Below are 2,630 nucleotides of genomic sequence, written 5' to 3'. Positions count from 1 at the left end.
GTGTCGGAGCGCTGGATCACCAGGTCGGCGTTGATCCTGGTCTTGTCGTTGGGCACAAACGAAATGCTCGGCGCCACGATGAGGTTCTTGTCGTACTGCAGATTCCTGAACGAGCCGGAGTTTTCGTAGCCGGCGTTCAGGCGGTAGAGCACGGTTTTGTCTTCGTTGAGCGGGCCAGTGAAGTCGGCCAGCGCGCGGAATGTCTCGAAGCTGCCGAAGGTAGTGCTGATGGACTGATACTTCTCGTCGAGCGGCTTTTTGGTCACGCGGTTAATGGTGCCTCCCGCCGAAGCATTGCCAAACATGGCCGAAGCCGGGCCTTTGATTACTTCCACCCGCTCCATGTGCGGAATGAGTTGCTGTTTCCAAAAGCTAGTCAAGGCCCGCTGTCCGTTGATCAGGATGGAGGAGTTCTGCTGGCCCTGCACCCGGTGGCCCCGGATGGTGATGTCGTTGTAGAACGAAAACTGGTTCACGCCGCTCATGTTCTTCACCACGTCGTTGACCCGGAAAGCCGCCTGATCGAGCATGAGTTCCTTGGTGACGTAGCTGATCGATTGCGGCACGTCCTTCAGCAGCGTGGCCGACTTCGTCCCGATGAACGACACGGCGTTTTTGTAGTCCGTCTCTTTGCGGCCCACGACCTCAATGGTTTGGAGCTGCTCGGCAGATTCGGCCAGCGTGATGTTCAGTAGCAGGGGGGCGTCTTTCACCAGCACCTCCCGGCTGTACGCATCGTAGCCAACGCCCGTGGCTTTGATGCGGTAGGTGCCCGGCCCGCTGAGCGCCAGGGCGTACTCGCCGTTGGCGTCGGTCTGGGTGCCCAACGCAGGATTCGCCACACGAACGGTGATACCGGGCAGGGGTTCGCTCTGAGCGTTGGTGATTTTACCCCGGATGCTTTGGGCAGCAAGAGGCGAAGAGATCAATAAACAGAAAAAGAGGAGTCGGTTAAAAGTGTACATAAGTAGATGCTGGATAATTGATTTTGGATTCTGGACTTTTTTAAAAATTTAAAAGACAGTGCATTGAGTATCATTTTTTTAGAGCAAGGATCTTATAGGCTAATCCTGCGTGAGTACTTGGAGGATGCTATTACTTCATGCACACGGTCGCTCCCTGTATCAATTGAGGTGCCGTTCGGTGGCTTCGATGAGTTGCAGTTTGCTAAGCGCGCTGGTGAGGAGCATGCTGAGTTCTATGAATTCAGGCTCGCTAAATGTAAAATACAGGTCAGGAAACGAGGTATTCAAGATGATTCTCGTTCGGCAATGGCATTGGCGGAGGCATTGGGCGGTATCGAGGTCGCGAAGGTTTCGTTCCAGCACCTGGAAGTCGCGGCGGGAGAAGAGTTGGAGGATAAAACCGAATTCCAGCGAAATGCACTGCTGGCATCCTCGGCAAAGGGCCACTTGTCCATTCTGGGTAAGTGCCAAATTGATGGGTCGGATGGGGGTGTCGTCCATGGGAGGCTGGTTATGGGGCCTGGAAAGGCGTAGGAAATCTGATTATCTACGCGTATCCTCACGTATTTGTATTTAGACTAGTAATAAATTAAGGCACAAAGCTAGTAAGAATATTTAGAATGCAAAGAGTTATTTAGATAAATTCTAAATAACTCTTTGCGGAGAATGTATCGGTAGTGATGTGATGGGTAGTGATGTGATGGGTAGTGTGATCACCATTCTTTGAAGATGAAAAAAACAGACAGCACCAGCAAAAAGAAACATACCATATGATTCCAGGCTAGTTTTTCCGTCTTGAAAAAAAAGACCGTGACGCAGGTGAAAACAATCTGGGAAACAGCTTCCTGAATGGTCCTGAGTTCAAAAATCGAGAAAGGACCACCCTTTTTCTTTGAACCGATGCGGTTGGCCGGGACTTGGAAGACATATTCAAAAAATGCGAGCCCCCAGCTAAGTTGAATGACCCCAAATAGAGACGATTTAGCCAAGGCGGGGTATTGCCGGAACTGCAGATGTCCGTACCAGGCAAGGGTCATGAAAACGGTTGAGGTCGTGAGCAGAAGTCTACAGTAGAGTTCTTTCACTAGGCGGACTATTTGAAAACTTATGAAAAAGGGGACGACAAGGGCGAGCGATTAGGTCGATATCCAAAGACGGAGTTTCAAATATAAAAAAGGCGTTTATGAATCATTAAGTATATTTGCAACGTTGTGGCAAGGCTAGTATAACGGTATTTGGAAATGAAGGAGTATGCGTAGTTTGGTGCGAGTCGTCTGGTTAGTGGCAGGTGTATCATTGTCAATAGTTACGAGAACCTTTGGTCAGGAGAATACCTGCCATTGCTTTATCAAGGGCATTGTACGCGACGACCACAGTGGGCAGCCGATCGTGGGAGCGACCCTGCTGCTTCCCAAAACCAACCAGGGCGTATTCACCGACGCCAACGGGCGCTACCAGTTCACGGGGCTGTGTCCGGGCAAGTACGAAATCGAATGCCGCATCGTGGGTTACCAGGCCAGCCGTGACACGGTCGATCTGGTGGAAGGCCACGAGGAAAATTTCCGGCTTTCCGAAGATGAGATCCACTTGAAGGATGTCGAGATTACCGCCCGCCGCACTGAGGCCCCCACCACCCAGCCTCTCACCACGCTGACGGGCAGCGAT

General features: G+C 51.5%; 4 protein-coding genes. 1 reads left to right on the top strand and 3 read right to left on the bottom strand.

All coding sequences use genetic code 11. The features are described 5' to 3' along the window. From ACEW8P_RS22165 to ACEW8P_RS22155, 3 genes are all read right to left on the bottom strand, one after another. Window positions 1-965 (bottom strand): TonB-dependent receptor plug domain-containing protein (locus ACEW8P_RS22165; protein WP_373515251.1); only part of this gene is annotated, 965 nt, incomplete at its 3' end. A 159-nt stretch (window positions 966-1,124) separates the two neighbouring features. Then, the gene (locus ACEW8P_RS22160) at window positions 1,125-1,466 is read right to left on the bottom strand and encodes a DUF6686 family protein (RefSeq protein ID WP_373515250.1); all 342 of its coding nucleotides are present in this window, start codon (window positions 1,464-1,466) and stop codon (window positions 1,125-1,127) included. Window positions 1,467-1,678: 212 nt separating this feature from the next. Further along, window positions 1,679-2,050, bottom strand: coding sequence for a DMT family protein (locus ACEW8P_RS22155; protein ID WP_373515249.1), 372 nt, complete (start codon window positions 2,048-2,050; stop codon window positions 1,679-1,681). A 166-nt stretch (window positions 2,051-2,216) separates the two neighbouring features. Here ACEW8P_RS22155 and ACEW8P_RS22150 point away from each other — a divergent pair. Continuing rightward, the coding region (locus tag ACEW8P_RS22150; protein ID WP_373515248.1) for a carboxypeptidase-like regulatory domain-containing protein at window positions 2,217-2,630 on the top strand (414 nt) is incomplete at its 3' end.

This window comes from Persicitalea sp., assembly GCF_041751555.1.
Classification (GTDB): domain Bacteria; phylum Bacteroidota; class Bacteroidia; order Cytophagales; family Spirosomataceae; genus Persicitalea.
This window is presented reverse-complemented; position numbering and strand designations above follow the sequence as displayed.

Bases quoted from the DNA above. Each gene is read 5' to 3' on its own strand.
- ACEW8P_RS22160 (WP_373515250.1), bottom strand. From the start codon at position 1,466: ATGGACGACACCCCCATCCGACCCATCAATTTGGCACTTACCCAGAAT.